29 protein-coding genes and 1 pseudogene are annotated in these 25,297 nt (G+C 34.3%); 25 read left to right on the top strand and 5 right to left on the bottom strand.

The window, feature by feature from the left end; all coding sequences use genetic code 11:
• Window position 1 precedes the first annotated feature (1 nt).
• The gene (locus H9N25_RS10305; RefSeq protein WP_190328816.1) at window positions 2–265 is read left to right on the top strand and encodes a hypothetical protein; all 264 of its coding nucleotides are present in this window, start codon (window positions 2–4) and stop codon (window positions 263–265) included.
• An 8-nt stretch (window positions 266–273) separates the two neighbouring features.
• Window positions 274–465 (top strand): RNA-binding protein, encoded by a 192-nt coding sequence (locus H9N25_RS10310; RefSeq protein ID WP_190328817.1) that lies wholly within the window; start codon window positions 274–276, stop codon window positions 463–465.
• 190 nt (window positions 466–655) lie between these two features.
• Here H9N25_RS10310 and H9N25_RS10315 read toward each other — a convergent pair whose 3' ends face one another.
• On the bottom strand, window positions 656–1,780 hold the full coding sequence (locus H9N25_RS10315; protein ID WP_190328818.1) for an AI-2E family transporter: 1,125 nt from the start codon (window positions 1,778–1,780) through the stop codon (window positions 656–658).
• 213 nt (window positions 1,781–1,993) lie between these two features.
• Here H9N25_RS10315 and mnmE point away from each other — a divergent pair.
• From mnmE to H9N25_RS10360, 9 genes and pseudogenes are all read left to right on the top strand, one after another.
• Window positions 1,994–3,351, top strand: a pseudogene (gene mnmE, locus H9N25_RS10320) (tRNA uridine-5-carboxymethylaminomethyl(34) synthesis GTPase MnmE).
• A gap of 290 nt (window positions 3,352–3,641) precedes the next feature.
• Window positions 3,642–4,751: a site-specific integrase gene (locus H9N25_RS10325; protein WP_190328819.1), complete on the top strand. Its 1,110-nt coding sequence runs from the start codon at window positions 3,642–3,644 to the stop codon at window positions 4,749–4,751.
• Between the two features lie 2 nt (window positions 4,752–4,753).
• Entirely contained in the window at window positions 4,754–5,638 is an 885-nt protein-coding gene (locus tag H9N25_RS10330; protein ID WP_190328820.1) for a hypothetical protein, read from the top strand.
• A gap of 122 nt (window positions 5,639–5,760) precedes the next feature.
• Window positions 5,761–6,051, top strand: coding sequence for a helix-turn-helix transcriptional regulator (locus H9N25_RS10335; protein ID WP_190328821.1), 291 nt, complete (start codon window positions 5,761–5,763; stop codon window positions 6,049–6,051).
• Entirely contained in the window at window positions 6,044–6,613 is a 570-nt protein-coding gene (locus H9N25_RS10340; protein WP_190328822.1) for a hypothetical protein, read from the top strand. Before H9N25_RS10335 ends, H9N25_RS10340 begins: the two co-directional genes overlap by 8 nt.
• A 3-nt stretch (window positions 6,614–6,616) precedes the next feature.
• Complete coding sequence (locus H9N25_RS10345) at window positions 6,617–7,573, top strand: phage/plasmid replication domain-containing protein (RefSeq protein WP_190328823.1); 957 nt, start codon at window positions 6,617–6,619, stop codon at window positions 7,571–7,573.
• 370 nt (window positions 7,574–7,943) lie between these two features.
• Window positions 7,944–8,618, top strand: coding sequence for a hypothetical protein (locus H9N25_RS10350; RefSeq protein ID WP_190328824.1), 675 nt, complete (start codon window positions 7,944–7,946; stop codon window positions 8,616–8,618).
• A gap of 517 nt (window positions 8,619–9,135) precedes the next feature.
• Window positions 9,136–9,633: a hypothetical protein gene (locus tag H9N25_RS10355; RefSeq protein WP_190328825.1), complete on the top strand. Its 498-nt coding sequence runs from the start codon at window positions 9,136–9,138 to the stop codon at window positions 9,631–9,633.
• A 9-nt stretch (window positions 9,634–9,642) separates the two neighbouring features.
• Window positions 9,643–10,548, top strand: coding sequence for a hypothetical protein (locus tag H9N25_RS10360; RefSeq protein ID WP_190328826.1), 906 nt, complete (start codon window positions 9,643–9,645; stop codon window positions 10,546–10,548).
• Window positions 10,549–10,600: 52 nt separating this feature from the next.
• Here the strand turns inward: H9N25_RS10360 and H9N25_RS10365 are convergent, their stop codons facing one another.
• Window positions 10,601–10,843, bottom strand: a complete 243-nt coding sequence (locus tag H9N25_RS10365) for a helix-turn-helix domain-containing protein (protein ID WP_190328827.1) — start codon at window positions 10,841–10,843, stop codon at window positions 10,601–10,603.
• Between the two features lie 87 nt (window positions 10,844–10,930).
• Between H9N25_RS10365 and H9N25_RS10370 the strand changes: the two genes are divergently transcribed.
• The 12 genes from H9N25_RS10370 to H9N25_RS10425 all read left to right on the top strand — a co-directional run bounded on the left by H9N25_RS10370 (window position 10,931) and on the right by H9N25_RS10425 (window position 21,285).
• Complete coding sequence (locus H9N25_RS10370; protein WP_190328828.1) at window positions 10,931–11,416, top strand: hypothetical protein; 486 nt, start codon at window positions 10,931–10,933, stop codon at window positions 11,414–11,416.
• A 38-nt stretch (window positions 11,417–11,454) separates the two neighbouring features.
• Window positions 11,455–11,829 carry a hypothetical protein gene (locus tag H9N25_RS10375; protein WP_190328829.1) on the top strand — a complete coding sequence of 125 codons (375 nt, stop codon included), beginning with the start codon at window positions 11,455–11,457 and terminating at the stop codon, window positions 11,827–11,829.
• A 226-nt stretch (window positions 11,830–12,055) separates the two neighbouring features.
• Entirely contained in the window at window positions 12,056–12,331 is a 276-nt protein-coding gene (locus H9N25_RS10380) for a hypothetical protein (RefSeq protein WP_190328830.1), read from the top strand.
• A 189-nt stretch (window positions 12,332–12,520) separates the two neighbouring features.
• Window positions 12,521–12,892 carry a hypothetical protein gene (locus H9N25_RS10385; protein ID WP_190328831.1) on the top strand — a complete coding sequence of 124 codons (372 nt, stop codon included), beginning with the start codon at window positions 12,521–12,523 and terminating at the stop codon, window positions 12,890–12,892.
• Window positions 12,889–13,443, top strand: a complete 555-nt coding sequence (locus H9N25_RS10390) for a hypothetical protein (protein WP_190328832.1) — start codon at window positions 12,889–12,891, stop codon at window positions 13,441–13,443. The genes H9N25_RS10385 and H9N25_RS10390 overlap by 4 nt, the downstream gene beginning before the upstream one ends.
• Before the next feature lie 49 nt (window positions 13,444–13,492).
• Window positions 13,493–14,722 (top strand): hypothetical protein, encoded by a 1,230-nt coding sequence (locus H9N25_RS10395; RefSeq protein ID WP_190328833.1) that lies wholly within the window; start codon window positions 13,493–13,495, stop codon window positions 14,720–14,722.
• Window positions 14,719–15,171 (top strand): three component ABC system middle component, encoded by a 453-nt coding sequence (locus H9N25_RS10400; protein ID WP_190328834.1) that lies wholly within the window; start codon window positions 14,719–14,721, stop codon window positions 15,169–15,171. Before H9N25_RS10395 ends, H9N25_RS10400 begins: the two co-directional genes overlap by 4 nt.
• The gene (locus H9N25_RS10405) at window positions 15,168–17,024 is read left to right on the top strand and encodes a DUF3732 domain-containing protein (RefSeq protein WP_190328835.1); all 1,857 of its coding nucleotides are present in this window, start codon (window positions 15,168–15,170) and stop codon (window positions 17,022–17,024) included. Before H9N25_RS10400 ends, H9N25_RS10405 begins: the two co-directional genes overlap by 4 nt.
• A gap of 2 nt (window positions 17,025–17,026) precedes the next feature.
• Entirely contained in the window at window positions 17,027–18,064 is a 1,038-nt protein-coding gene (locus H9N25_RS10410; protein WP_190328836.1) for a nucleoid-associated protein, read from the top strand.
• Between the two features lie 39 nt (window positions 18,065–18,103).
• Window positions 18,104–19,072 (top strand): restriction endonuclease, encoded by a 969-nt coding sequence (locus H9N25_RS10415; RefSeq protein ID WP_190328837.1) that lies wholly within the window; start codon window positions 18,104–18,106, stop codon window positions 19,070–19,072.
• Between the two features lie 446 nt (window positions 19,073–19,518).
• Window positions 19,519–20,079, top strand: coding sequence for a helix-turn-helix domain-containing protein (locus tag H9N25_RS10420; protein ID WP_190328838.1), 561 nt, complete (start codon window positions 19,519–19,521; stop codon window positions 20,077–20,079).
• Window positions 20,080–20,085: 6 nt separating this feature from the next.
• Complete coding sequence (locus H9N25_RS10425) at window positions 20,086–21,285, top strand: tyrosine-type recombinase/integrase (protein ID WP_190328839.1); 1,200 nt, start codon at window positions 20,086–20,088, stop codon at window positions 21,283–21,285.
• Here the strand turns inward: H9N25_RS10425 and H9N25_RS10430 are convergent.
• Entirely contained in the window at window positions 21,282–21,629 is a 348-nt protein-coding gene (locus H9N25_RS10430) for a helix-turn-helix domain-containing protein (RefSeq protein WP_167294626.1), read from the bottom strand. The genes H9N25_RS10425 and H9N25_RS10430 overlap by 4 nt on opposite strands.
• 270 nt (window positions 21,630–21,899) lie before the next feature.
• Between H9N25_RS10430 and H9N25_RS10435 the strand changes: the two genes are divergently transcribed.
• Window positions 21,900–22,304, top strand: coding sequence for a hypothetical protein (locus H9N25_RS10435; protein ID WP_190328840.1), 405 nt, complete (start codon window positions 21,900–21,902; stop codon window positions 22,302–22,304).
• 34 nt (window positions 22,305–22,338) lie between these two features.
• On the opposite strand, the gene H9N25_RS10440 is transcribed toward H9N25_RS10435, so the two are convergent.
• Complete coding sequence (locus H9N25_RS10440; RefSeq protein WP_190328841.1) at window positions 22,339–23,613, bottom strand: thioredoxin family protein; 1,275 nt, start codon at window positions 23,611–23,613, stop codon at window positions 22,339–22,341.
• 691 nt (window positions 23,614–24,304) lie between these two features.
• Window positions 24,305–24,535, bottom strand: a complete 231-nt coding sequence (locus tag H9N25_RS10445) for a hypothetical protein (RefSeq protein ID WP_190328842.1) — start codon at window positions 24,533–24,535, stop codon at window positions 24,305–24,307.
• Window positions 24,536–24,559: 24 nt separating this feature from the next.
• Between H9N25_RS10445 and H9N25_RS10450 the strand changes: the two genes are divergently transcribed.
• Window positions 24,560–25,297 (top strand): ImuA family protein, encoded by a 738-nt coding sequence (locus tag H9N25_RS10450; RefSeq protein WP_190328843.1) that lies wholly within the window; start codon window positions 24,560–24,562, stop codon window positions 25,295–25,297.

A 25,297-nucleotide genomic window follows, 5' to 3' on the forward strand; every position in this document is an offset into this window, starting at 1 on the left:
GATGAATAATAACAAACTATCCGAACTTAGCCTAACCGAACTAAACAAACAGAAAAAACAATTAAGCGGTCTGTTAATTGGAGGTTCTATTGTGTTACTCTTTTTGTTTGCCGCACTTTTATACCTTATCGCTAAAAAACAAAACTTTGTACTTCTTGCCGTTATTCCAGGCTGTATGTTAGCTTGGTTGCCGGCGGTAATCAGATTAAGTCAATTAAATACTGAAATAAAACTACGCAGTTCAGAAACAAACCCAAACCCGTAAACACTAAAATGGAAACTACACATTTAAAAGATGGCGATTACTGCGTGGTCATTAAAGGAACACATATAGGTAAGCATGGCCGGGTAAGCGATATAAACACGAGTAAAACAGGCCACATTACCATTACTGTAGAACAAGATAATGCGGTTAGGTTTAAAACCCTCGGCAGGAATGTAGTACTAGATGCGCATACAAAATAAATACCTGAAATTAAGATCGCAGTTCAATCTTATCCCACGGGTTAACATTAGCTTAATTTTTTTATGCCAATGAAAATTCAATATCATCTGCGTTTATCTTCTTAAAATCTGGGGGGGGACCTGTACCTCAATTGTTTCTTCAGATTACGCTGATTATCGTTAAACTCACTACATTTTCCATACCCACAGGCTATCCCTTTTCTATTCCTGTTTTGGTAGCCACTAGTTTTTTCTTCCTAAAGTTGGGAAAAGTCATGGGGCTTTTGGCCGGGCGTTCATCTCCCAATAGCACTCCCCATTGTTTAAAAGATTCAGTACGATCGAAGATGATTTTGAGTACGGCCACAATAGGCAGTGCGAGGAACATGCCTGAAACACCAGCTATACTGCCACCAATAAATACCCCTAGAATAGCGAACAAGGCATTGATTTTTACCTTAGAGCCCACAATACGCGGCATTAGTATGTTGTTATCTAAAAATTGAACAAATGCAATTACACCTAAAACGGTAATAACCGGCCATAATTCTTGCGATGAAGTAAGCGTTAACAACACTCCTATTACGTTACCAATCAAGGCACCCACATATGGAATCAGGTTTAATATGGCGAAGATTACGCCGATTAACAAGGCATGTTTTATACCAATTAACATTAATATCCCCCCCAACAAAATGGTCATATAAGTGATCTGGATCAATAGTCCGATTAAGTAGCTTTTAATGATCGATTCAGTTTCATAAATTGCTTCTTTCACTTTTGGATGATCGTCGGTTTTAAACCACATAAATATAAAGCGCAATAAAATATCTTTATAAAAAAGCATCAGGTAAATATAAATGGGCAATAAACCGATAAAGACAAAAATACCGCTTAAGGTTACAGCAGCACCACCCGCCAGCGAAGTCCCCATGTTCATCAGATCGTCGCTCTTAGCTTGTATAAAGGCTTTTTGCTGCTTATCGTCATAATGGGTAATACGGCTAATCCAATCGCTTAAAGAATTGATATGCTGCGTTACATTTGCTTTTATCTGTGGAAAATCTTTAACCAAAATGCCAATCTGGTTCGAAAAAAACCAAATAATCAACGCTACAAAAAGCGCGACCAATAAAATGGATAGAATGATGGCTAACGATTCGGGTATTTTTTTCCTTTTTAAAAAGCGATATACCGGTAGCAGCATAATGCTGATAAAAAAAGCCATCAACATCGGCATGATAATATCTCTTCCGATTACCATAACGGCTACAATGGCCATTAATCCTAATAATTCTATCGACCGTTTAACGGTTAGGGGTAAATTGTTCGTCATAAAAAGCCTATTCTGATTTGAGGTTTAAACACAATCGGGATTAAAATGTTTTAAGATAAGCTTTAATATTGAAAAGTGGAACGAGTTTATAGTCTGGAGTCGGCAGTCCGGAGTCTGAAGTCAATTAACCGATTAAGCAATGCTTAAAAAAATTACTTCCCTTACACGATATACCCATAGATTAGCCTTATTTTTGCAGCTTTAATACCACATATGAACAATCAAGATACCATTATTGCTTTATCTACTCCCTCAGGTTCTGGCGCCATTGGCGTTATCCGGTTATCTGGTCCAGAGGCAATTTCTCTTACCAATACCGTATTTGCAGGAAAAGATTTAGAAAAGCAGGCCTCGCATACTTTACATTTTGGCCTGGTTAAAGATGGCGATCATATTGTTGATGAAGTGGTGGCAGGTTTATTTGTTGCCCCTAAATCGTACACCAAAGAAAATGTAGTAGAAATTTCCTGCCATGGCTCCAATTACATTATCCAACAGATTATTAACCTATTAATCAGTAAAGGTGCACGTGCTGCCAAACCTGGCGAATTTACCTTACGTGCCTTTTTAAATGGTGCTTTCGATCTAAGTCAGGCAGAAGCTGTTGCCGATTTAATTGCCTCCAATTCGAAGGCTTCGCACGATGTGGCCATGCAACAGATGCGCGGTGGCTTTGCCAACGAATTAAAGGATTTACGCGAACAACTGATTCATTTCGCTTCGATGATTGAGCTTGAGCTCGATTTTGCAGAAGAAGATGTAGAATTTGCCAACCGCGAACAGCTCAAAAACCTGGTCAACAAAATCAATTACGTTTTACAACGCCTGATCTCCTCTTTCGAAATGGGAAATGTGATTAAAAATGGTGTTCCCATAGTTATTGCAGGCAAGCCTAATGTGGGTAAATCTACCCTATTAAATGCCCTCCTGAACGAAGAACGTGCTATCGTTTCGGATATTGCCGGAACCACTCGCGATACCATTGAAGATGAACTCACCATTGGTGGCATTGTTTTCCGTTTTATCGATACGGCCGGAATCCGCGATACCGCCGATATTATTGAGGCTTTAGGGGTAGAACGCACCTTAGAGAAAATGAAACAGGCCAAGCTAATTATTTACATGGCCGATGCTGCCCAAAGTATTACAGAAATTGAAGAGCAGATCAGGGTTTAGGGCAGTTGGCTATCCCCTACTTAATTTTGGTCAATAAAGCCGAACTCCTTACAGCTGCACAGCGTAAAGCTTTCGAAGCTTTAGATGTTGTTTTTATTTCTGCTAAAGAAAAGCAGGGCATCGATGAATTAAAAACCACCTTACTGGAACAGGTTAATTTGCATCACATTAATACCAGCGAAACTTTGGTAACCAATATCCGCCATGTAGAAGCCTTAAAACAAACCGAACATGCGCTGCAAAGGGTTTTGGCCAATGTAGACAATCCGGTTACTTCTGATTTTTTAGCAATGGATATTAAACAAGCCCTGCATTATCTTGGTGAAATTACAGGAACAGTGACTACCGATGATTTACTGGAGAATATATTTACGAAGTTCTGTATCGGTAAATAGTTGATTATCAGATATTTACATATATTATCATATATTAAGATGAACTAGGTTTTCAACTTCTTTTAGTTTCATTTAACTGTATTTATTCTCTAAATTTTCCGAGAATTTTCAGACTATAAATTTTGAGTCTGAAAATTGTAAGAAACTGATTTCTTTCGGTTTTATCTTTTGTTGTCTTTTAACTTCTTTTGAAATAAAATAAAATAGTTGCTGACAAAGGTTTTACCCCTCATATTTATTTATAATTTTTAGTGAAAGTAACTTTACAGTTCATTAAAAATCAATACGATATGAGTATCAAAATTAAACAAAACAAGCTAAAAAACGATCGTTACAGCTTATCATTAGACATCTATTACCAAGGGGTTTCTAAGTATGAAAACCTTAAAATGTTCGTTTACGAAAAGCCAAAAACAACTTTAGAGAAAGAACATAATAAACGGACTTTGGCTATTGCAGAACAGATAAAAGCTAAACGGATTTTAGAAATGCAAGAAAGTCATTTCAACATCCATACTGGATTCAAAAGCCAAGCTAACTTTTTGGATTATTTTAAAAAATTAGTAAGAGAAAAACGTACAAACGAAGGCAATTATGGTAATTGGACAAGTGCATATAAACATTTAATAGCATATAACAATAGTGAAGTTCTTAGATTCTGCGATTGCGATGAAGTGTTTATTGATGGTTTCAAGAAATACTTGAGGGAAGCAAAGATTACAAAAAGTGGTACCAATTTATCTACAAATTCAGCAATATCATATTTAAATAAGTTAAAAGCAGCTTTATCGCAAGCTTTTGTTGACAGGATAATTTTGGAGAATCCAGGTAAAAGAGTTAAAGGGATTAAACCAGAGGAAACCAATCGCCAATTTCTATTAGAAGAGGAACTAAAAACACTAGCAACAACAGAGTGTGAATACCCATTACTAAAAAAAGCGTTTTTATTTAGCTGCTTAACAGGGTTAAGATGGTCTGATATCAACAAGTTAATATGGGAAGAAGTTATATTTTCTGAAACAGAGCAACAGTACAGTATTAATTTTAGACAGAAAAAAACTAAGGGGTTACAATATAATCCTATATCTTTTGAAGCATTTAAACTTTTAGGGGCTAGAGCAGATAATGAAGAACGTGTATTTAAGGGATTAAAATACAGTGCATGGAATAATCATTTGTTGCAGGAATGGATTTGGAAAGATGCAGATATCAAAAAGAAAATAACTTTTCATTGCGCTAGACACACATACGCAACGTTATTGCTAACATCTGGTGCTGATATTTACACTGTTTCGAAATTATTAGGGCATCAAGATTTAAAAACTACCGAAATTTATGGTAAAATTATCAACACACAAAAAGTTAAGGTTGTAAATTTGTTGCCAACTATTGGTGTTTAAATATGGATTCTCAGATATATATAAAAAAGATTGACGACCTATTTTCGAGATCTCGGAAATACTACAATAAATTCTTTTTTGAAAGAAGTGTTGATAATAATAATAGATGCCATGAAATTATCGGTGATCAATTAAGTAGTTACAACACATATAATTCCATTCATAAATGGTTTAAGGATGAGCTCATACAAGGATTTGCTAATAAAGATAGTTCTTATATAAATTTCTGTGAAGGTGTATTTAATAGGCAGTTCAAATTTATTGAGAAATTTACACAAGCAATGCATGTTTATGTAGAAGATGGTGAAGCAAAAAATAATTACTTAAAAAGGTATAACGGGATTGACACTAGAAAGTTGGAAGACAATGAGCTGTTGCTTGGCATGCAAACTTATTTCATCTTGGGTTATAGCGTTTTAGAAAGCATTGTGGATGAATTTGCATATTCTTATAAAAGTCTGATGCCAGTTAAAGATATAGATTTTAGCTACCAACCTTCATCCAACCACATAAGATTAGATTATGGCATGTCAAATGAAAAAGCACTAATTATTATTTATGAGGCTTTAAAAATGACCTATATCGATAACAATTTTGAAGAATTTAGTGCTCATTTTAAAGTCGGAAGATCTGATAAAAAAATAAAATTTATCGGGACGAATGCTAATATTGTTAATTTATTTTTTGGGGTTACCTATCAAAGTATTGATGGTATAAAGATTTCGAATTCATCAAAATTAGATACGATTATTACTCATTTTGAAAATAAGAATGGAATGGCGTTCAATTACAGAAGTTTGGAATCTCAATCTCAGAAGCCTATAAAAAAACCCAGGGAGTTTGAAAAAATAAAAACCTTACTGATTAAATTAAAAGGGTTGGAATAAAACAACCCTTTTTACAACTCTTACCAACTCTTTCATTTTCTTGCTCTTTTTATCATTGTGCTTCAATTGAAGACAGGGTGTAGCTAACCCGATATAATGATAAAATTTTAAAAAAAAGAAAAATGAAAAATACTTTAGAACATATTGAGGATTTGCTCCTTAATCAGAAATCTATTTTCAATATTGATGATCTTAGCAGATATACAGGATTATCAAAATCGTGGGTGTACAAAAAAACAGCATCCGGTCAGCTTCCACATTACAAGCCATCAGGCAAGATCTTAATCTTTAAAAAAGAAGAAATTGATGCATGGCTTTTGAAAAATAAAATTTCAACAGTAGACGATATCGAACAGGAAGCAATTAATTATACCACTTCTAAATCATTTAATAGAGGTAGATATAATGGTTAATGCTTACTACAAATTTGAGCTATTTCCCAAGTCGGGAGATAGCTTTTCAATCATTCCAATTGAAAAAGTGCATAACCATGTAACATTTAATGAAATTTTTGAAAGTGATAATATTGAGGTTAAACGAGTTGAATCGGCATCGTTGTCGGGAAACACTACCCAATATATTATTTCAGCAAAATATCATCACAGTGTAATGCCGATTTGTATTTTACAACAAACTGGCGATATAGGGCAAATGAGTATTGTAAATTATTTCAATAATGAACTAACTAATGATATTTGTTGGCTAGGGAGTGGCAAGTTTAGAAAAGGTTTGGATGATTTAATTCTGTTTAAGGTTACCAAAGATCTGATTTTTGAAGTTTACATATGTGAAAATCAATACCCATCACATGATAGTTTGTTTATGGAATTTATCAATGGTGAATTACAAAATGAACTATGTAATTTTAATTTATTTTGGTACAGGAGTTATTATTCGAACTATCGATCTGCGATAAAAGGATGTTATGATTACGATGGATATAATATTAATATAAACCTTTTAACGGATTATTAAAAAATGATTGATTCATTGAATTTGTTCTTAGCATTGGATTTTGCTAATAACAAAGAACAGTTTAATCATATTTTAAGTCTGTTTAATCAAAAACCAGATAAATTAACAAGTAAGATTACGGGAGAAGAATTTTTTAGTGGTAACATAAAGAACTTTGGCATTCGAATAAATAATAATTCCCTAACAATAAATGGGAGTATCTGTAAATTCTACTATGGTAACAACCAAAAAACATTATCATATACTGATTTTGTTCAAGCAATATTGGAATTAGAAGAATTACTCGGGTTAGACTTAGAAGAGGCAATAGTTAGAAGAATTGATCTAGCTGAAAATCTCTTCATGAAATTTAAACCAGAGAGTTATTATCCATTATTAATAAAAGGGGGATTTTTAAAACGAAGAGAGGATGATAATGGATTATATTTCAGAAACAAAAACAGAACTGTTCTGCTATATGATAAAGTAGTAAAGGAAAAGAAAAGCCAAGTTTTGATAGATGCTGATTTTGTGAACAAAAACGTCCTTCGTTATGAATTTCGGATGAACCGAAATATGGAAATCTCAAAGAGACTAAACGTTAAAGGGGCAAAACTTCTTGATATAATTAATAATTATACTTTATTGGTTGATTATTGGCGTAAAAGTTTTGATTTAATACCGAAGGATATAGAACTAAACATTCCAGAAGATAGCTTTTTCCATACAGCGAGTGGTTTTAGAGACTTCTTAGCTGTCCACGGAATGAAAAGTTTGGGTGGTTTTGGAAGGATAATAAATATGATTCAAGAAGCGAAAGCGAGAAATGTTTTCAAATACCCTGCTCAATCATCAAACTTAAAGACTGTTGTAAAAACTATAGCATCTAAAACACAGTCTAGTAAAGTACCTGCGATGTTGCTTGAATTAGAAAAACGATTGGATGAAGCCGCTATAAAAGCAGTAGAAGATTTTCATTAACTAAATTGGCGGGAGGTAATACTTTCGCCTTTTTTGTTTTACCCCATTATTCTCGTGTTTAACAAAGTTTTTTGTATTAACGGATCAATTGTACCACTTTGCGCTTTTATTAATTTAAACACGTTATTCATTTAGCCAACTAAAAGCACTATTAAAATATTGATCTGCGTAATTTTTCGCCTCGCCATTATTAAAACCGAAATGCTTAAATTATTTGAAATGAACGCGGAGACTGGCAAAGTCATATATGGCAATAGATCTAGCCTAACAAATTTGCATTTAGTACCATCTGTTTACTATTTAAATTTCCTTGGTAATATTTATATTTGACTAATCTGAATACGTAACTTGCAACATGTTCAATCAGTAAATGGGGACAGAAAAAACTAAATGGTGGAAAACACCTCCATATTCCAATGTTATAGGCGGTCTAGTTGTAGCCGGAATTCTTTGGATTATAAAGCTTGGATATGATTGGTATACAAAAACGCCTATTCTGTCAACCATGGGAGAATGGTACGAATTTGTTAAAAGTGGTTTTATATATGCCATTAACTTTCCCATCCGATTATGGTATATTGTAGTCGGATTGATCTGTTTGACTCTTCCACGTATTTTTTCAATGTTTTTCGATAAAACAACAGATGATCATTTAAAAACAAAATCTTCGAATGCTACCGGCGTTAGAGTTGATGGAATCTCAATTGACAAGTTCATGGCTTTACAAGCAAAAAATCGTCTCCAAAGAAAACTTGATTATGTTGCCGAAAAGATCAATGGTATTGTATTTAGGTGGGAATGGATATATAATGACTTGATTAAAGAGCATGAGGTTAAGCATATTACTCCTTGTTGTAAAAATCCTGATTGCAAAAATGAGGGATTAAAACCAACTGCTGTGGATCGGATTTATCAGTGTCAAATTTGCAATAGATGTCTCACAGTTCAAACAGATCGTAAGGCTCTTGAAGACTACATCGAAAAAAGGGCCAAGGAACGTGAATCGCCATTGTATCAAGAGCAGAAACGGATAATTCCAAATTAATTCAAGATTATACAAACTTCATGGACCTTACTATGATAAAGGTTAATGAAATTTATTAGAGATATCAGATCATCGTGTCTCGTTCCGCTATTATCGTTAAAAACGAAAAGGCGATAATAATTAAACAATCTTCCTATATTATTTCTTGGGATTATTTGTATCTCCAATATATGATTAAAGCATTTGCCTAGCCGCATTCTTCTTTTTGGGAATTACTCTCATCAGTACGGCTTATAAACAGGAAAACTTCTTAAAATGAATTTCGTAGGATTTGGTAAGTCCATCTTTAATATGTGTGTATTCTCGATTTCGTTTCGTGGTATATAAGTTGACTTGATTAATCGTTCAAATATCGCAGAAACACACATAAATCCAATATTTTTAATACGATTTATTGTAACTTATTGAAAATAAATGGTAGGTTATATTTTAAGTTAAAAAGTAACCGAGAAAATATGAAATAATCGAGTGAAGACTTAATCAATTTTTATACTTTTGGTGATAACCCTTATAACTAATGAAACTACTCTCAACCAAAATCTTTCTTTTCCTCATTGGGATTAGCTTTTGTGCGTCTGCACAATGGTCAAAAAAACAGGAAGTGCAGTTTACTGTACAAATCTTTAATTTAGGTAAGACTATCGGGCTATCCGATTCGCAGGCGACTGACTACACAATTTGCTGTATAGAAAAGTTTAAAGTTAAAATGCCAGATCCTAGTAAAGTAAGTCCAGATCAGGCCAAAGTAATAGGTAAAGAAATCGGTGCTATCTGTCTTGAAAATATGACTTTAAATTTTAAATGGACAGAAGCAAGCGAGGATTTTGTAAAGAATTATTTCAATAGCCAGAAAGAATTGAGTGTTCTCTCAAAAGAGGCACGTGATAAATTCAATTCTTGTGTTATTCAGAAACTGAAAACTCGCTACCCTAATGGTTTTTCGAAACTTCCGGAAGATGTTGCTTCAGAAATTGGCAAAAAATGTATTGAGTCTGTACTCGATGAAAAAAAATGATATTTTAATATGGATTCTTCTACATTCGAAATTATCAAGGGGCAATTTGTGAAAATTGATACCATACTTACGGTCATTATTACAATTTCAGTTTTTGCCTGCGGTTTCTTGGTTAACGGTTTAATAAAAGAATTAACAAAATATAGTGAGCGAGCCTTTAACAGGCGGTTGGTTAAGTTTAATATTACTGCTATCATAAGCGCTCTGGAGGAACAGATAAACGGCATCAAACTTTTTGACAACTTCTTAAATATTGACTCCAGTGAACCAAAAATTGTAAGGCACAAATCCATTCCCCAATTAAACGCAATTGTTTCAATTAAATATCATGAATTATATAAAGCTTATTTTGTAGGCCCTGAAAACATATTCTTTAGGGCTGATCCAATACGAATACAATGTTTTAGTGATTTTTGGAGTACAATGTACCATTTAGAAGAAACGCATGAGAGCTTTATTGGTGAAGCGAAGGAAATTATTGATAATATTCAAAAACACAATGGCAAAAGAAATCAAGCCGCTGGTAAAGCGATAGATAGTATAGAGAAATTCAGAATCACTAACCATGGGGTTGATACAACAGCCGACTTTGCAACATTCTACGGACTAATCCAAACAGCTGTTATCGAATGGCAGCAAAATGAAAATCGAGTACATCCATCTGTAGCAAATGAATTATTTAATAAAGTGGTAGCTGCAATTCAACAAAATACAGCAGTATGTTTAGCCCATAGTAACTTAATTGATGTTGTAGGCATCAGCTCTGAGGCAAATGAAGCTATTTATGAATATATTAATCAATATAACTACATTGATGCTACCTCGGCATCAATAAAAAATAAGGCTAAAAATTATGAGGCATATGTTGCAAAGCTGAAATATTTTGGAAAACATTTGTGCAAAATAAAGTACTAGAATTAACGAAATGCAGCAGTTTCATTGGCATATCCATAAGCCATAATCCCTCTTAGAATGGATTTTCTGGAAAGAAATCTTTAACAGAGCATTTAAATACCTTGGCGGCCTGATTAAGATGGTTCAAATTATACTTAGCTCTTCTATTTGGGTTTTCTACTTGTCCGATAAAACCATAAGATAGATTCATCTCGAGAGCAAAGCTCGCCTGTGACATACCTGCATCGACTCTCATTTTTTTGATACGAGAGATTACAAATAATTCAATTTCAGATGGATTAATAGTATTTGCCATTAATGGCTAAGGACGGAATCCATAGTTTTTTATACACGTGTACATGTACTCTTAAATTATTTATATATTTAGACCAAAAATTACACAATGAAAAAAAACTATTTATTTAGCATTCTCACTTTTTCGGTACTAATGGCAGGATGTTTAGATGATCAAACAAGAAATCGTGCTACAATCGATAGGATTTACCACGATGTTGATACAGCATCTAAAGGGCTTTTACAATTTGATAGTTTCGAAAAGATCGATGGTAAAGAAATTCAAAATGGAAACATGGTCTATGAACTCCAGTTTACAGGCTTCATAGGCGCAAAGAGAAATTGTTGCTGGAGAATTGCTCCGTCAAAAGGGGCTTTAGCTTCATATATTTCAAAGGGTTTAACAGAGCCGTCCGATCATTTACACTTTGGAATTTCTGAGTGTACGGATTCTACCGAGCAAAGTTTTACTAAAACAGGTTGGGGATTTAAGGTTGTCGGGAAAGCATACTTTGAAAAACGTGATCATGGCTGGCAATTACTTGATTACATTATGATTGATTCCGCCAGAACGAAAGAACTTTATTTACAATAATTAGCGCATAAATTATTCAATTAATAATATTAAATACGATGAGAAATTATTTTTACTGCATTACATGTCTACTATTTTTATTTTCATGCAAAAACAACTCTACTAAAACAGAACCATTAACAACTGATCAAAAATTTGTTGGAAACTGGATTGTTGTTGCCAATAATTTCACTGAAAATCAAAATGATCATTCTATGGATGGCATAATTCAACCTTTAACAAAAATGGAGAACAGCGAAGAAACGTATTCCTTTAAGTTATATACTGGTAATAACCTGATATTAAGCAAACAGGATGAAAATACTTTAGTTGGTGTGAATGCAAAAATGGAGGCCAAATATGTTGATTCTACAGAACACTTGATTCTCTTTATAGGGAAAAATAGTACAATGGAGTTTAAGAAGTTAAAATAATGATAAAATACCTATTTTGTTAAAAATTTTAGTTTGGAATGTACTAACTAAAGGTTCTTATTTTTTTGTTTAAACACACAATATTTAAATTTTTGTTTTAAACAGGTTTTTCCCTAGGGTAAGATATTTTATCACTTACGCTGAATAAATGTTTTAAATCAAAGGAATCTAATGCCTTTTTAAGTTATTACAATATAACTGGACACTTCTTTTTATATTTAGGGAGATGGAAATTAAGATAGTTCCACTCTCTAATATATGTATGAATGATTATCAAACCAATATTTCTGAAACATTTGAAATCTTAATTGAGACAAAGGAAAAACTGATTCAAAAGATTTTTGATTTAGCTATCACAGGAGAACTTAAAGAATGGTCTGATACAATTGAAGAAGGTGAACACTTTTTCTTTAGTAAAGAGCTGTTCGAAAGTCTTGAGGATGAAAAAATCAAACAGTTAATTTCTTTGATTATTTCAATAGAGAGTATATTTTTAATATGATGTTAAGACTTTTTCAACAATAAAATTCTAGTTTATATAGTGTTATTGTCCGGGTACTGTTAAACTGATGAGGGGCAATCATTTTTCTTTAGTCAATTTTTTTATTTGGTATAGTGTAAAATAGAAACTTGTTTTTTGTGATTTCTTTTTGCACATTCGTGAATATTAAATTAACTACTCAAATATAAAATGAACCAAACTGTTAGAACCTATCTAATAGATGTTGCTAGAAGAAAATCTAATCAAATTGTAGGCTATCAAGAGCTAAGTAATGATTGTGGTTTGAAATTAGATATGTCTAATCCCGATCATAGAAATCAAATAGCACAAATATTAGAGCAAATTTCTTTACATGAGTATCAATGTGAAAGACCTTTATTGAGTTCCTTGGTATTGCGATTATCTGATGGAACAGAAGGAAATGGCTTTTATAAACTTGCCGAAAAACTGGGCTATGGAAGCTGGTCAAAATTGAAAAGGGAGGGGTTATTTGAAGTTCAGCAAATTGCAAACTGTATTGATTTTTGGAGTAAAAATATTAATCATTTAAAATACAGATGATAGGTATTTTATTTCTTTTTTTACGGTTTACACTTACCGAATGTGTTCAACTATGTACACTAACTATAACGGTAATAACAGCTACCATTTTAGTTAAAACATATCAAAGAAACAAAAAGAATGAATTAGAAAATCATTTTTTCAAGTTGAAAATTGATGCTTATTCTTCTATTGTATATGAATTTGAAAATCTTTTCGCAAAACTTAGAGAAGTTATCAATGATTTTGATAACGCTATTAGGCATGAAGAAACGATGCCAGATAAACGACTACAGGTAATTAAAGAACAAATAGATAAGTCGATTTTACAGGGAGACTTGTTAATAACTAAGTATTCTATATTTTTTCTTCCATCTACCGTGGAGATTTTACAAAGATTTACGGAAAATCTTTATGGGTATTATGACGATGCTCTTACTTTAGAAAAGGCAAAGGAAGTATTAGAGTCATATTATGACAGACAACTAGAGCTTGCCAATAAGATAAATGTAGAAATAAGAAAAGAACTAAAAATAGAAGATTTAAATAAATCCTTGTTTCAAAGATATTGAGCTTTAAGATACAGTCTACACATCAATCTACATAAATTAAAGGGTAAGTATGAGTGCTATAAAAACGATACAAGAGCAACACACTGCTGGACCACAGGCAATAGGATTCGACTATCAATTCTATTACTTTATGCTTCTAGCACTTGACCTCAAATTCGGTCAAAAAATTGGATTTGAAGTTAAGGATGATGTGCATATTGATAAAGAAGATGGAACAACAACATTGTATCAGGCGAAACATACAATCATAAAAAATTCAAAAGGCAATCCTCAGAATTTAACCGATTTAGATATTGACTTATGGAAAACGCTGTCCACTTGGATTGATTTTATTAATGCAGATAAAAGTTCTGATTTTCTCAATAAACATACTTTTATTTTAGTAACGAATAAAAGTGAAAATAACAATGATTTTATAACGACACTTAATACATTCAAGACAGATAATAATTCTGATGTGGTCAAGTTGAAAATAGATGAATTGGCAAGTAAAACTCAAGACGAAACACTCAAAAAATACTTTAAAAAAGTTACCAAACTAAGCAAAAGTAAGCTTGGGGTATTTTTAAAGAAATTAACGATAGAAACAGGTGAGGATGAAATTATTGATAAGATTAAGAAAAAAATACTTGAAAAATTCTATCAAGAAAACTTAGTTGACCCCATATTTGAAAGCTTATCATCAAATTTGAATTCAGCAAAGTATTTAGATATAAAAGCTGGTCAAAGATTTGAAATTTCTGGCGAAGATTTTGGAAAACGGTTTGGGAAATGTTTTAAGGTAGCAACCGAACTTAAACCACTCCCTAAAAGAAATTTGCCTGTTCTACTGCCCGATGATTTGGAAAGTCAGGTTTTTGTAAAGCAATTAATTGATATTGGAGAAATACAAAGTGGTTCAAATTATATTAGAGATTACACAACTCATATGCTCAAATTTTTGAATGAATTTTCATATTGGTCAGATGAGAACTTTGTACTTCCCACAGACATAGAAGAATTTAAAAGAAATAGCATTCAAATATGGATAAATGAGTTTAGATCAAAATATAGACAGATTGAACGTCAAATTAATAATGGTTCTTCTATTGAGGATTTAGAAGATGATATTAAAAGTTTAGGAATCGAAATAGTTGATTATATAAGAAAGCAAGATTTGTCAATACAAGGTTTCTCAGCATTAGGGATTGAATTTAGTAATGGATATTATTACACTTTATCTGATAATTTGGAATTAGGCTGGCATTTTGATTGGAATAATAAATACAAAAAAGAATGAAAGAGGTCTACTATGTGTATAATAATGAAGCAATTGCAAGTTGTGTCTTCTTGTCGATATTGAATAAAATTGAAGGCCTGGATATTGCTCGTTCCTGTTTGGTCTTACCATTTTTATTAGATGATCGAACAGTTAGTTATTTGTCAAAAAAGCAAGACACTGAATTGGTATTAGAGGAAATGATAAAAGATCAGCCAAGATTATTTGCATCATTCAACAAAAGATATTTATCACTGTTACCAGTTACAATTAATTCTTTGACAATATTAAATGCTAGTAATCAAATAAATATAGGAAGTGAAATCGTAATAAGTGTTGCATTAGATTCTGATGATAAAACTTTAGGCGACAGATTTAATAAAATACGGGAAGTTATTCCAACATTTTTATCAATGATAGAAAAATATTCTACCATTCAACTTTACAAAATCCTAAAAGTACAATTATGAAATTTATACTTCACGAAATAAAGCTTTGGTTTAAGGATGAGAATACTGAACCTAAAAACTATCAATTTTTGCCTAACAAGGTAAATGTAATAACTGGTGATTCTACAACAGGTAAAACAAGCTTTTGGAATATTATTGATTATTGTCTTTTATCTGGCAAAGTAACAGTTCCAACTGAAATTATCGACAAGGTTTTATGGTTTGGAATTCGTTTTACCATAAATGGCAAGGAAATGTCGATAGTTCGAAAAACACCAAGTAACGGCTCTGTTTCTGCAGATGTTTTTTTCGCTTTAGGTTCTTTCCCTAACACACCTTCAAACAATGGAGAAATAGCAGAAATAAAGGCAATCTTAGATGAAGAATTTGGGATTAGTGATAATTTAAGATTTCCATTTGGAAAAGGATTAGGCAAAACAACTTTCAATATTTCGTATAGGCATTTTCTACTTTTCAATTCATTAACGCAAACTATTATTGATGCACCTGAAACGTATTTTGACACCACGTTTTATGGAAAAGAAGAATATGATAAAGCTTTGAGCCACATTTTTGATTTGGTTATAGGTGTAAATGATATGGAGAATATTAAAGCCATTGAGCGTTTACAGGAAATCGAAAATGGGTTAAAGACAATTCAAAATCAAGAAAAAGGTAATCAAAATAAAATCAAAAATTTTGAAACAGAAATATTCAGCTTAATTGAAAAGTGCAAAACATACAATTTCATTGAATACTCCGATTCTTTCGATGATGTAGATAATGCAATATTGACAATTAAAGACATTATAGATAATACAAAAAAGGTTGCAGAAAATTCAAAATTGTTTTCAGAAGTTAATGGCTTGTACAAAAATAAGAATGAATTGCAAGCACAAGTTAATGCTATAAGCCAATATCAAAGAGAATATGATTTATATAAAAAAAACTTAAATAAATCTGCTGATAGTCTACAACCTATCGAATTTTTAAGTCAAAAATTATCCGACCAATTAGTGGATTCATACGAAACAAAACTATTTGTAGAGTCTTTAGAATCTTCTTTGAAAAATATTAAAGCAAACCTTTCAAAAAAAATCGCAGAACCTTTAAAAGTTACAGGTGATGTAAAGGAATTGCGCGCACAAATTCAGGAAATTGACAAACGAATAGTTCAACTTAACGAGATTAAGAAAAATTATCAATCAGAAGGAGAAAAGTTTATTATACTTGGAGAAATCAAGCATGCGTACGAACAAATTTTAAAAAGAGAAGTAATTAAGCCTATTGATACAATCAAACTAAATAGCTTGAACGAAGAAAAAGAAAGATTATTAAAAGTACCGCAAGAAACCTCACAAATAAAATTTTCAATGAAAACACTTTTAAACCAAAGTATTCAGCGAAATTTCAACCAATTAAGCTCTTTGGCAAAATACAATAATAGTCGAGTTGAGTTTAGTAGTGAAAAAATGATTTTACAATTAATACCTGATGGACAGATTTTTGCATTAGATAACGTTGGAAGTGCATCAAATTACATGTTTATGCATCTATGTCTCTATTTAGGTTTACACGAGCACGTATTAAATATTGAGCAGGACCACATACCTGAATTTTTATTTATTGACCAACCAAGTACGCCATATTACGAAGGGAAAAATGATGATAAAGCAAAACTACTTGATGCTTTTAAATTATTGGATTCTTTTGTTGGATACATCAATTTCGAAAAGAAGAAGCATTTTCAAATTATTATGGTAGAACACGCATCCAAAGAATATTGGATAGACAACAACTTATCATACTTCCATACTGTGGATGAATTTATAGACGGGAAAGGATTAATTCCAAATGAGATTTACAACAACTAATTATGCAAAATATAACATTAGGTCAAATTAATAAATTTATTGTTCATTTTATTGGTAATAAGAACAACGGAGACGGTGTGCGTTTTGCTGATATTCTTACTGATTTTGATAAAATTGAAGAACATATCAGACAATTGGCAAATAATAGCTTTAAGTTTGAGGAATTATATCGCTTCTTTTTTCTTCCAAATTTAGACCTCAATCCTGTTTATCAATTCGTAAGTTCTATTTTTAAAAACAAAGAATCATTTATTGAACAATCACAAAATGCAGGTCGATATTTATATGACAAGAGTACTCATCCACAAATAAAAAGTGGTGAGTTATGCATAATTTATTTCAACGATTGCAAAATTAATGATGAAATAGTTGACTGTATTGGGATTTTTAAATCAGAAAACAAAGAAACTATCCTTAAAGTTAATAATAAAGAAAATGGATTTGAATTGACAGATGAAAAAGGAATAAATGTAAATAAATTAGATAAAGGATGCCTAATCTTTAATACTGGGAAAGAAAATGGTTTTATAATTTCTGTCGTTGACAACACTAACAGAAGCTCAGAAGCTCAATATTGGAAAGATGAATTCTTAGGTATTCAACCAATCAAAAATGATTTTCACCAAACGAATCAATTTTTAGGTATTACAAAACAATTTGTGACCAAACAATTAGAAGAAGACTTTGAGGTAAGTAAAGCGGACAAAATAGATTTTTTAAATCGTTCGGTAGATTATTTCAAAAAACACGAAACTTTTGATAAGAAAGAATTTGAGGAAGAAGTTTTTGCAAGTAGCAATGTAATAGAGTCATTTCGAAAATTTGATCAAACTTATAGACAAGAAAACGAGGTAGAACTTTTAGACAATTTTGAAATATCTGCCCAAGCTGTCAAGAAACAAGCTAGGGTTTTCAAAAATATACTAAAGCTTGATAAAAATTTCGACATATATATCCATGGAAACCGACAATTAATAGAGCAAGGTATAGACGAAAACGGAAGAAAGTATTACAAAATCTATTATGAAGAAGAGGCGTAGATTCTGAAAGAATATTTATAAAATATAGATTAAGATAAAATGGATAAAATATATTGTGTAAGAGCCGATTTTGGCAAATATGCTCATGAATTTATTAACGGAGGCTACGTGGGGATTGGTTGGCTATGGGGGACAAATTTATCTCATATTCAATCGAAAGATGATTTATATCCATTATACAAAGCTGAATACCCGAATGATATCAGTAATGTTGTGATTGGTCAACAAGTAGGTCAGATAGCAAGATTTTTGTTAGAATTGCAAGAAGGAACATTTGTAATTACACCATCTAGTGATACTGATTTTTTATATTATGGTACTATTGAAAAAGATAGCTATTATTACGCAGATGAAGATAATTGTCCATATAGACATAGAAAAAAAGTAAAATGGGAGAAGAAACCTATATTGAGAAGTGAATTTTCTGTCCCTTTTCAAAATACAATGCGATCTTCATTAACTGTATTTGCTGTTAATCATAAAAATAATTTTTTTGAAGTTATCGGAAGAAATGATTTAATCCCAAAATTAGAAAAAGAGGTTAAGCTTGATTATTATAAATCGGTTTTAGGCAAGATATTAGAATTACACGACAAAGAATTTGAAATTTTAGTTACCCATATCCTATCAGCAATGGGTTTTGAAGGTTCAGAACATACAGGTAGAGTTGGAGATGGTGGTGTAGATGCTACTGGTGAATTAGATGTTTCGGGTTTAGCCAAAATTAAAATTTTTGTTCAGGCTAAGAGATATAAACTTGGCCTAAAGATAAACCACAATGTAGTAAAAAACTTACGATCGAATATCCCATCGGGAGGACAAGGAGCATTTATTACGACAGCAGAGTTTCAAAAAAGAGCACAAGAAATTGCCAATGAACCAGGCTTTCCAAGAATAGGTCTAATTAATGGAGAACAGCTCGTTGATATTTTAACGGTTCATTGGACCGATATCCCTGATGATTTTAAGGAGAAACTGGGATTGAAAATTGGGCTTGTTATTTCATGAAGCTTGAATACTTTTCTTTTAATTACCTTTTATTTTCACATTATCTACCTAATCAACCTACAATTTTCAGAGAATTTAATGTAACTCATTGATAATGAAGGGTAGGTTACTTTTTGTATCGGCAAATAATCCCCCAAAACAACCACTAATTACGACAACTTACGACAACTAACACCCTGATTGTTAATAAGTTATGTTAATATTTCTCCGCCAATTTCTTGGAGGTTTACCACTATTTTTCGCATTTTTGTTGCTCATTTGTTGCTCGAGCGACTGAAATTTTCCCCAAAAAAATCATGGGTGAAATGATGTCGCTTATCGACACTTAACGACACTAAAAAACATTAAACGGCGCTAATAAGCCACTATTTGAGGGGAAATTACCACTGATGTTCTGGGGCTAAAAGTCCTGTCGACCTACAACAAATGCGACAAAAAAGGATGAAATGAGTAGCAATATAACAGTTGAACGAATCTGCGAACACTGCGGCAAGACATTCTTGGCAAAAACGACGGTCACGAAGTACTGCAGCCTGAATTGTAACAGGCGGCACTACAAACAAAAAATCCGTAATATAAAGATTACTGCCAGCAATGAACAGATGCTTAGTGCCCGTACAAAAGCGATCAATGACCTGCCTGCTGAGTTCCTTACGGTGAAACAGGCTGCTCGCCTGCTTCACTGCAGTAAAAGGATAATTTATCAGCAGATCAATAATGGCAGGATCAAAGCAATTCAGCTTAGCAAACGGAAAACACTGATCAAAAGAAAGCATTTGGATAAGGCCTTTAAACAGGTCGATTTTCAGCCGGTTCAGCAAACTGAAAGAGCTAAAAATCCTGCGCTGGTTTACTGTATAAGTATGACTGATGCCCAACAGCATTTTGGTATATCAGAAAAGGCACTTTATGACCTGATCAAACGGAATGATCTTGAAGTATTCTCTAACGGAAAGTTCAACTATGTACTTCGATCAGCATTGAACCAAATATTTTATAAAAGTTAATAAGTTATGGGAAGCGTTACATTGAGAAGGAAAAATCTTATTACCGGGAGGCAAAGTCTTTATTTGGATTATTATCCTCCGTTTTTAAATAGTAAGACCGGAAAAGCCCAGCGTTCTGTTACGCTGAAATTATACCTGTTCACAAAACCTGAGAATGAACTGCAGCGCATTCATAACAAAGAAACACTGCTCACCGCTCAGACCGTCTGTGCACAGCGCCAGATCGAAATACAGAACAGGCACTTTGGGATCATTTCAGAACAGGATCGAAATGCAAGCTTTACCGAGATTTTTAGACAGGTGTCCAAAAGCCGCCGGAAATCAATGAATGATCACTGGGAAATGGGACTGCGTTATTTTATTGCCTTTAGCGGTCATGATCTGCGTCTGCCGGAGCTCTCTGACTTTCTTTGTGAAGATTACAAAAATTATCTGTTGAGCGGCCCCAGGATCTCGCGCTATGGACGGCCGATCAAAAGGAATACAGCAGTTACTTATTATGCCAAATTCCGGGCCGTATTGCGTCATGTCTACAGGCGAAAGCTCATCCCACTGGATCTGCATGCAATGGTTGATCCTATATCACCAAAAGAAACGAATCGGGAAAGACTGACTATGGAAGAGTTCCAGCATTTGGCAGATACACCTGCCAGCTCGGACTTGATGAAAAATGCAGCGATTTTTTCCGGGCTTACCGGGCTTAGGTGGTCGGACGTGAGTACGTTGCACTGGTCTGAACTTAGGGGTAGTCCAGGCAGTTTTGAAATTCAGTTTTCGCAAGGTAAGACAGAGAAGGCAGAGGTAATGCCCATATCGGATCAGGCTGTTGCCCGCCTTGGAGACCGAATGGCACCGGGAGATTTACTTTTTCCAGGCCTGAAGTACAGCCAGCTAAAATCATTCTTTACCAACTGGTGTACTGCTGCGGGTATTTTTAAGAATATCACCTTCCACAGCTTCAGGCATACTTTTGCCACACTTCAGCTCGAGCTGGGTACTGATATTTACACCGTATCTAAACTCCTTGGACACCGCTCCCTGAAAAATACCGAAATTTATGCCAAGATCGTGGATAAAACCAAGCGCCAGGCGGCGGCTAGGCTTTTGCTAAAAGATGTTGAAGATGAAAGTATCGGTGGTGGCCAAGAAAAAAGACCGGCTATTTTTATCCTGCACAGAAATGAGGAGAAATTTGGCGTAAGCTAAATGAATATGTCCTTTTTATCCAAGTGATTGCTTTTACTTTGCGATTCGTGAATGATTTCAGATGCGGTTTTACGTCTGGAAGCTGAGACCCAATTTTTGAGTTCCGATTGGCTAAAGTACAATCGTCTGCCCGGCTTGCTTACCGGTATCTCCATTCTACTGACTTTAGAGTATAGGGATTGCACGGAAACCTTTAGGTAATCAGCAGCTTCCTTTACCGTTAAAAGGTCGCTCGATCCGTCATCCGCCGGATTAAGGTCTGATACCATTTCTTCGATCCGTTCTACTTTTTCAAATAACTGACGGATGATTTCGGGAAGTTTCTCAAAACCAAATGGTTCCATATCGCAGTCTAATTTACCGCAATTTTGGGCATTATTTTGCTGATATTATCCAATATTGGACGGATTGGACTTTTGATGTATTGCCTGCAAATTCCGATCCGCCCTTCTGCGCATTTACGCTGATCTAAGCCGGGAAGCAATAAAAATACGGACACTATATATTGGCAATAAAAAGTATGGCAACCTTGCCATTCTGACCAATAGTCTGCAAAATATGAAAACCACTTGTATTTAAGTCAGGGGTTTATTAAGTTTAAGAAACAAACCGTTATGAACCAGAACCCAATTGTATTATACATAGATGCTAACAACAATGACAGCTTTCTAAGCTATACCCAAAATCCAGATAAGATTTCTAGAAACATCAATCATTTTGGAGAAGAATATGCCCAAGATATAGAAATACGAAAATCTATATACACCGATGATGTAGTCAGTATAAACATTGTGGGAAAATATATCTGCATTCTACATACCAATACAGAATTCCAAAGGATGCTCCTTTTTGATGCTATGGCTATTCCGGATGTAGATATGGTTGAGACTTTTTTATCCAAACTGTACAATAGCGCGTTATCTGATAATTTCTTATACAAACTTGAATATCTAAAGACTCATTCTTCCCGGCCTTTTTATCCAGTTTTGTTAAGCAGTGATGTTCCTTCCGCTGAATAAAACTTCAAACAGAAAAAATCAGCCTCAGTAACATTTATTTTCCTGCTGATATTGCCTCAAGTTCAGATCGCAGCCTTTCTATACTTTCCTTCTTATAAATCTGGCTGGCGAACTGCATCCATTTCAATGCATCGAGCAACGATTTATCACTTTTGTGTAGGTCTTGTTTAAAAAAATCAGAAACGGTATACAGGATAGTCGCTATATTGGCCGAATACTGAACCGCTGCTAGTTTTTTTTCTTCCTCAAAATTAGGAATCTTGGTACCATCTTCTTTCCCGCTCAAAAAAGGCCACATAGCCTGCTCAAACAATATCTTGTCCTTCACTCTGATTGAATCAAGCGGAATAGACATCTGTTTTTCCGCTATCCTATATCCTACTTTCTTTAATCCGGAAGTATCCCTGGCGGTATGGTAGTAATGCAGGGCGAGATTATCTACTGAAGGGAGTTGTTTTTCGGCAAGCAAAGGTCTTAAAATTTCAACATAGGTCAAATAATGCTTAGCATCATCAACTCTTCTGTCCTTAACTGCTCTTCCAAGTGCATAATAGAGCAGTTTATCATACAGTTTTTGAGCCACTAGCTGCTGATCACCTTTAGGAACCCCATTAATATGTTTTAAAATAACGGCAAGTGCATCTGAAGGCGTACTTCCGATGTTTTCACTTAAAAAATGTAATGTACTGGCAGCATTTCGTTCGTCATCCGAAATTTGCGGAACATAGACATTAAGTATTTCTGCATTATCCAGTCCCATCTGTCTACGTTTAATAACCAGCCGCTTCAAAAAATCCTTATTTCTATCTCCATCTTTGAAACGGGCTTCCATCTCTGCAAGATCCCTCACCTTAAACTGATTTAGTGCTTCTTTACCGGCTGTTATAAATTCTGAAGCTTTAAGATAATCTCCGTTTCTATAAACTAAATTTCCCAGCGTGTCTAAGAAAAGATAGGTCGGGTATGCCTTAACCGCATAACTGTCGGCTAATTTAATCCCTTCACCCCGTTCGGCATTCAAGCGGTAACTGATAAATGAGCTGTTGTAGATTTGAGCCACCTCGTTTGAAACAAAAACTTCCCTTTCCATGCGCTTACACGGCAGGCACCAATCGGTATAAACATCAACGAAGATGGGTTTGCCTTGCCTTGCAGATTCTTTGAGTAGAGATTTCCAGTCCCCCTTGAAAAATTTTATCCCATTAGGACCGGCAGTCTGGGCGGCAGCTATCGTAGCTAAACCCGAAAAGATCAGAAGCAGGGAAAAAAGGCGCATTTTCATAAAATAAATATCGCCCAAAAATCCCATAAAAAAAATAAGCAATATCCATTTAGAAAACAAGCGAAGATTTAATAAGTTAGCGCTATTAAAGTTTGCTAATCCAACTAAACCATCATCAGCCTCCCCCTTCCTCTAACATCTTTCAGCCCTCCGGTAAGTAATGGTCAGAGCAAATTAAAAGGACGGCCAGCTGAGTTAGAACAATTTGTAAGATTATCCCTTTTTGGCTTTTCTGACCGCAGATACAGGTTTTATCAAAGCGCTATATTTCACAATCAGTCAGGCATTACCTTTTCATTATCTTATTATCTTAATGGAGAACCATAATATCGATCCCTGTTCAAAATGCCAACGACATCCATCTCAAAGGTATTTACAGAAGTATTTTTTTTTTGTATTTACCGGCTTTTCATTAACTTGTTTACATGGAGATAAATGAGTCAAGCGAATATGTTAAGGCGAGAGCCTTGCTCCTAGCCGAATATTTCAGTCAGCGCGGATGGCTGGTGACCGCAGGAAAAAACAACTGTATACTGATTTATGTGCAAAATGAAGAGATATGCAATCTTACTGGAGACCAATTGATGGAGATAATATGTGAATCTGACTGGCATATACCGGGGACAGGCTTAAAGACCAGTCCGGTTACCTACATGTTTTACCATCGGGGCGAATTTTACACAAAATTCGAGGTACTTTCCAGTAGTGAATATGATATCTATGATAATGATTGAATCAGTTGATAACCCCAGGGCGTAGTTGAAATAAAAGATAAAAGCAAAACATCTGCCTCTTCAACATCAACAAATCCCGGCATATACTCCAGCACCTCTTTTGGCAGCCCTGGTGATTGTCCTGATTCCCTAAAAAACTCAGCTGTTTCCATATCCAGCACAAATGTGCAAAATAATTTTAAAATGCTAATATTTTTAGCATTATATTTGTCCATGTAAAAACAAAAAGGAGGTTGATCATGGAACAGGCAGCAAAAAAACAGGTCATTGAAAGCTTAAGGGAGCAGATCCTTTCCATGCAGGGTTATAAGACCGTATCCAAAAGTCAGCACAACATCTCAGGTCTCGAGCTTTTTGCACCTGCTTTTCCAGGCAGCTCTTTCCCGCTTCAGGGTAGCCATGAATTCATATCCGAAAGCCAGGAACAGACCGCGGCCAGCAGTGGCTTTATCAGCGGGATACTGTCCGCACTGATGAAGGACGGCAGTCCCTGTATCTGGATCAGTGCCTCCAGAAAATTCTTCCCGCCGGCAACCAAAAGATTTTCGCTAAATGCGGCATCTATTATCTTCATCGACCTGCAAAACGAAAAAGAACTCTTATGGGTGACCGAAGAAGCACTTAAATGCGAAGGACTCGCTGCTGTGGTCTCCGAAATCCCGGACTTGAATTTTGCCACCTCCAGAAGATTTCAACTAGTGATCGAAAAAAGCAAGGTCACCGCCCTATTCTTAAGGGAAAATCCAAGAATACTCTCCAATACCACCTGTTTGGCCCGCTGGAAGATCAGCCCATTGCCCAGCATACTGCCAGAAGGCATGCCCGGTGTTGGTCAGCCCAGCTGGAAAGCAGAACTGTTAAAAGTGCGTAACGGCGAAGGTGGCACCTTTGAAGTATGCTGGTCTGGCAGCACATTCGAGCAACCACAAAAAGAAAACACCAGGGCTTTACCTATCCATGAACTGCAGACAGGATAA

Origin of the sequence: Pedobacter riviphilus, from assembly GCF_014692875.1 — a bacterium.
GTDB lineage: Bacteria > Bacteroidota > Bacteroidia > Sphingobacteriales > Sphingobacteriaceae > Pedobacter > Pedobacter riviphilus.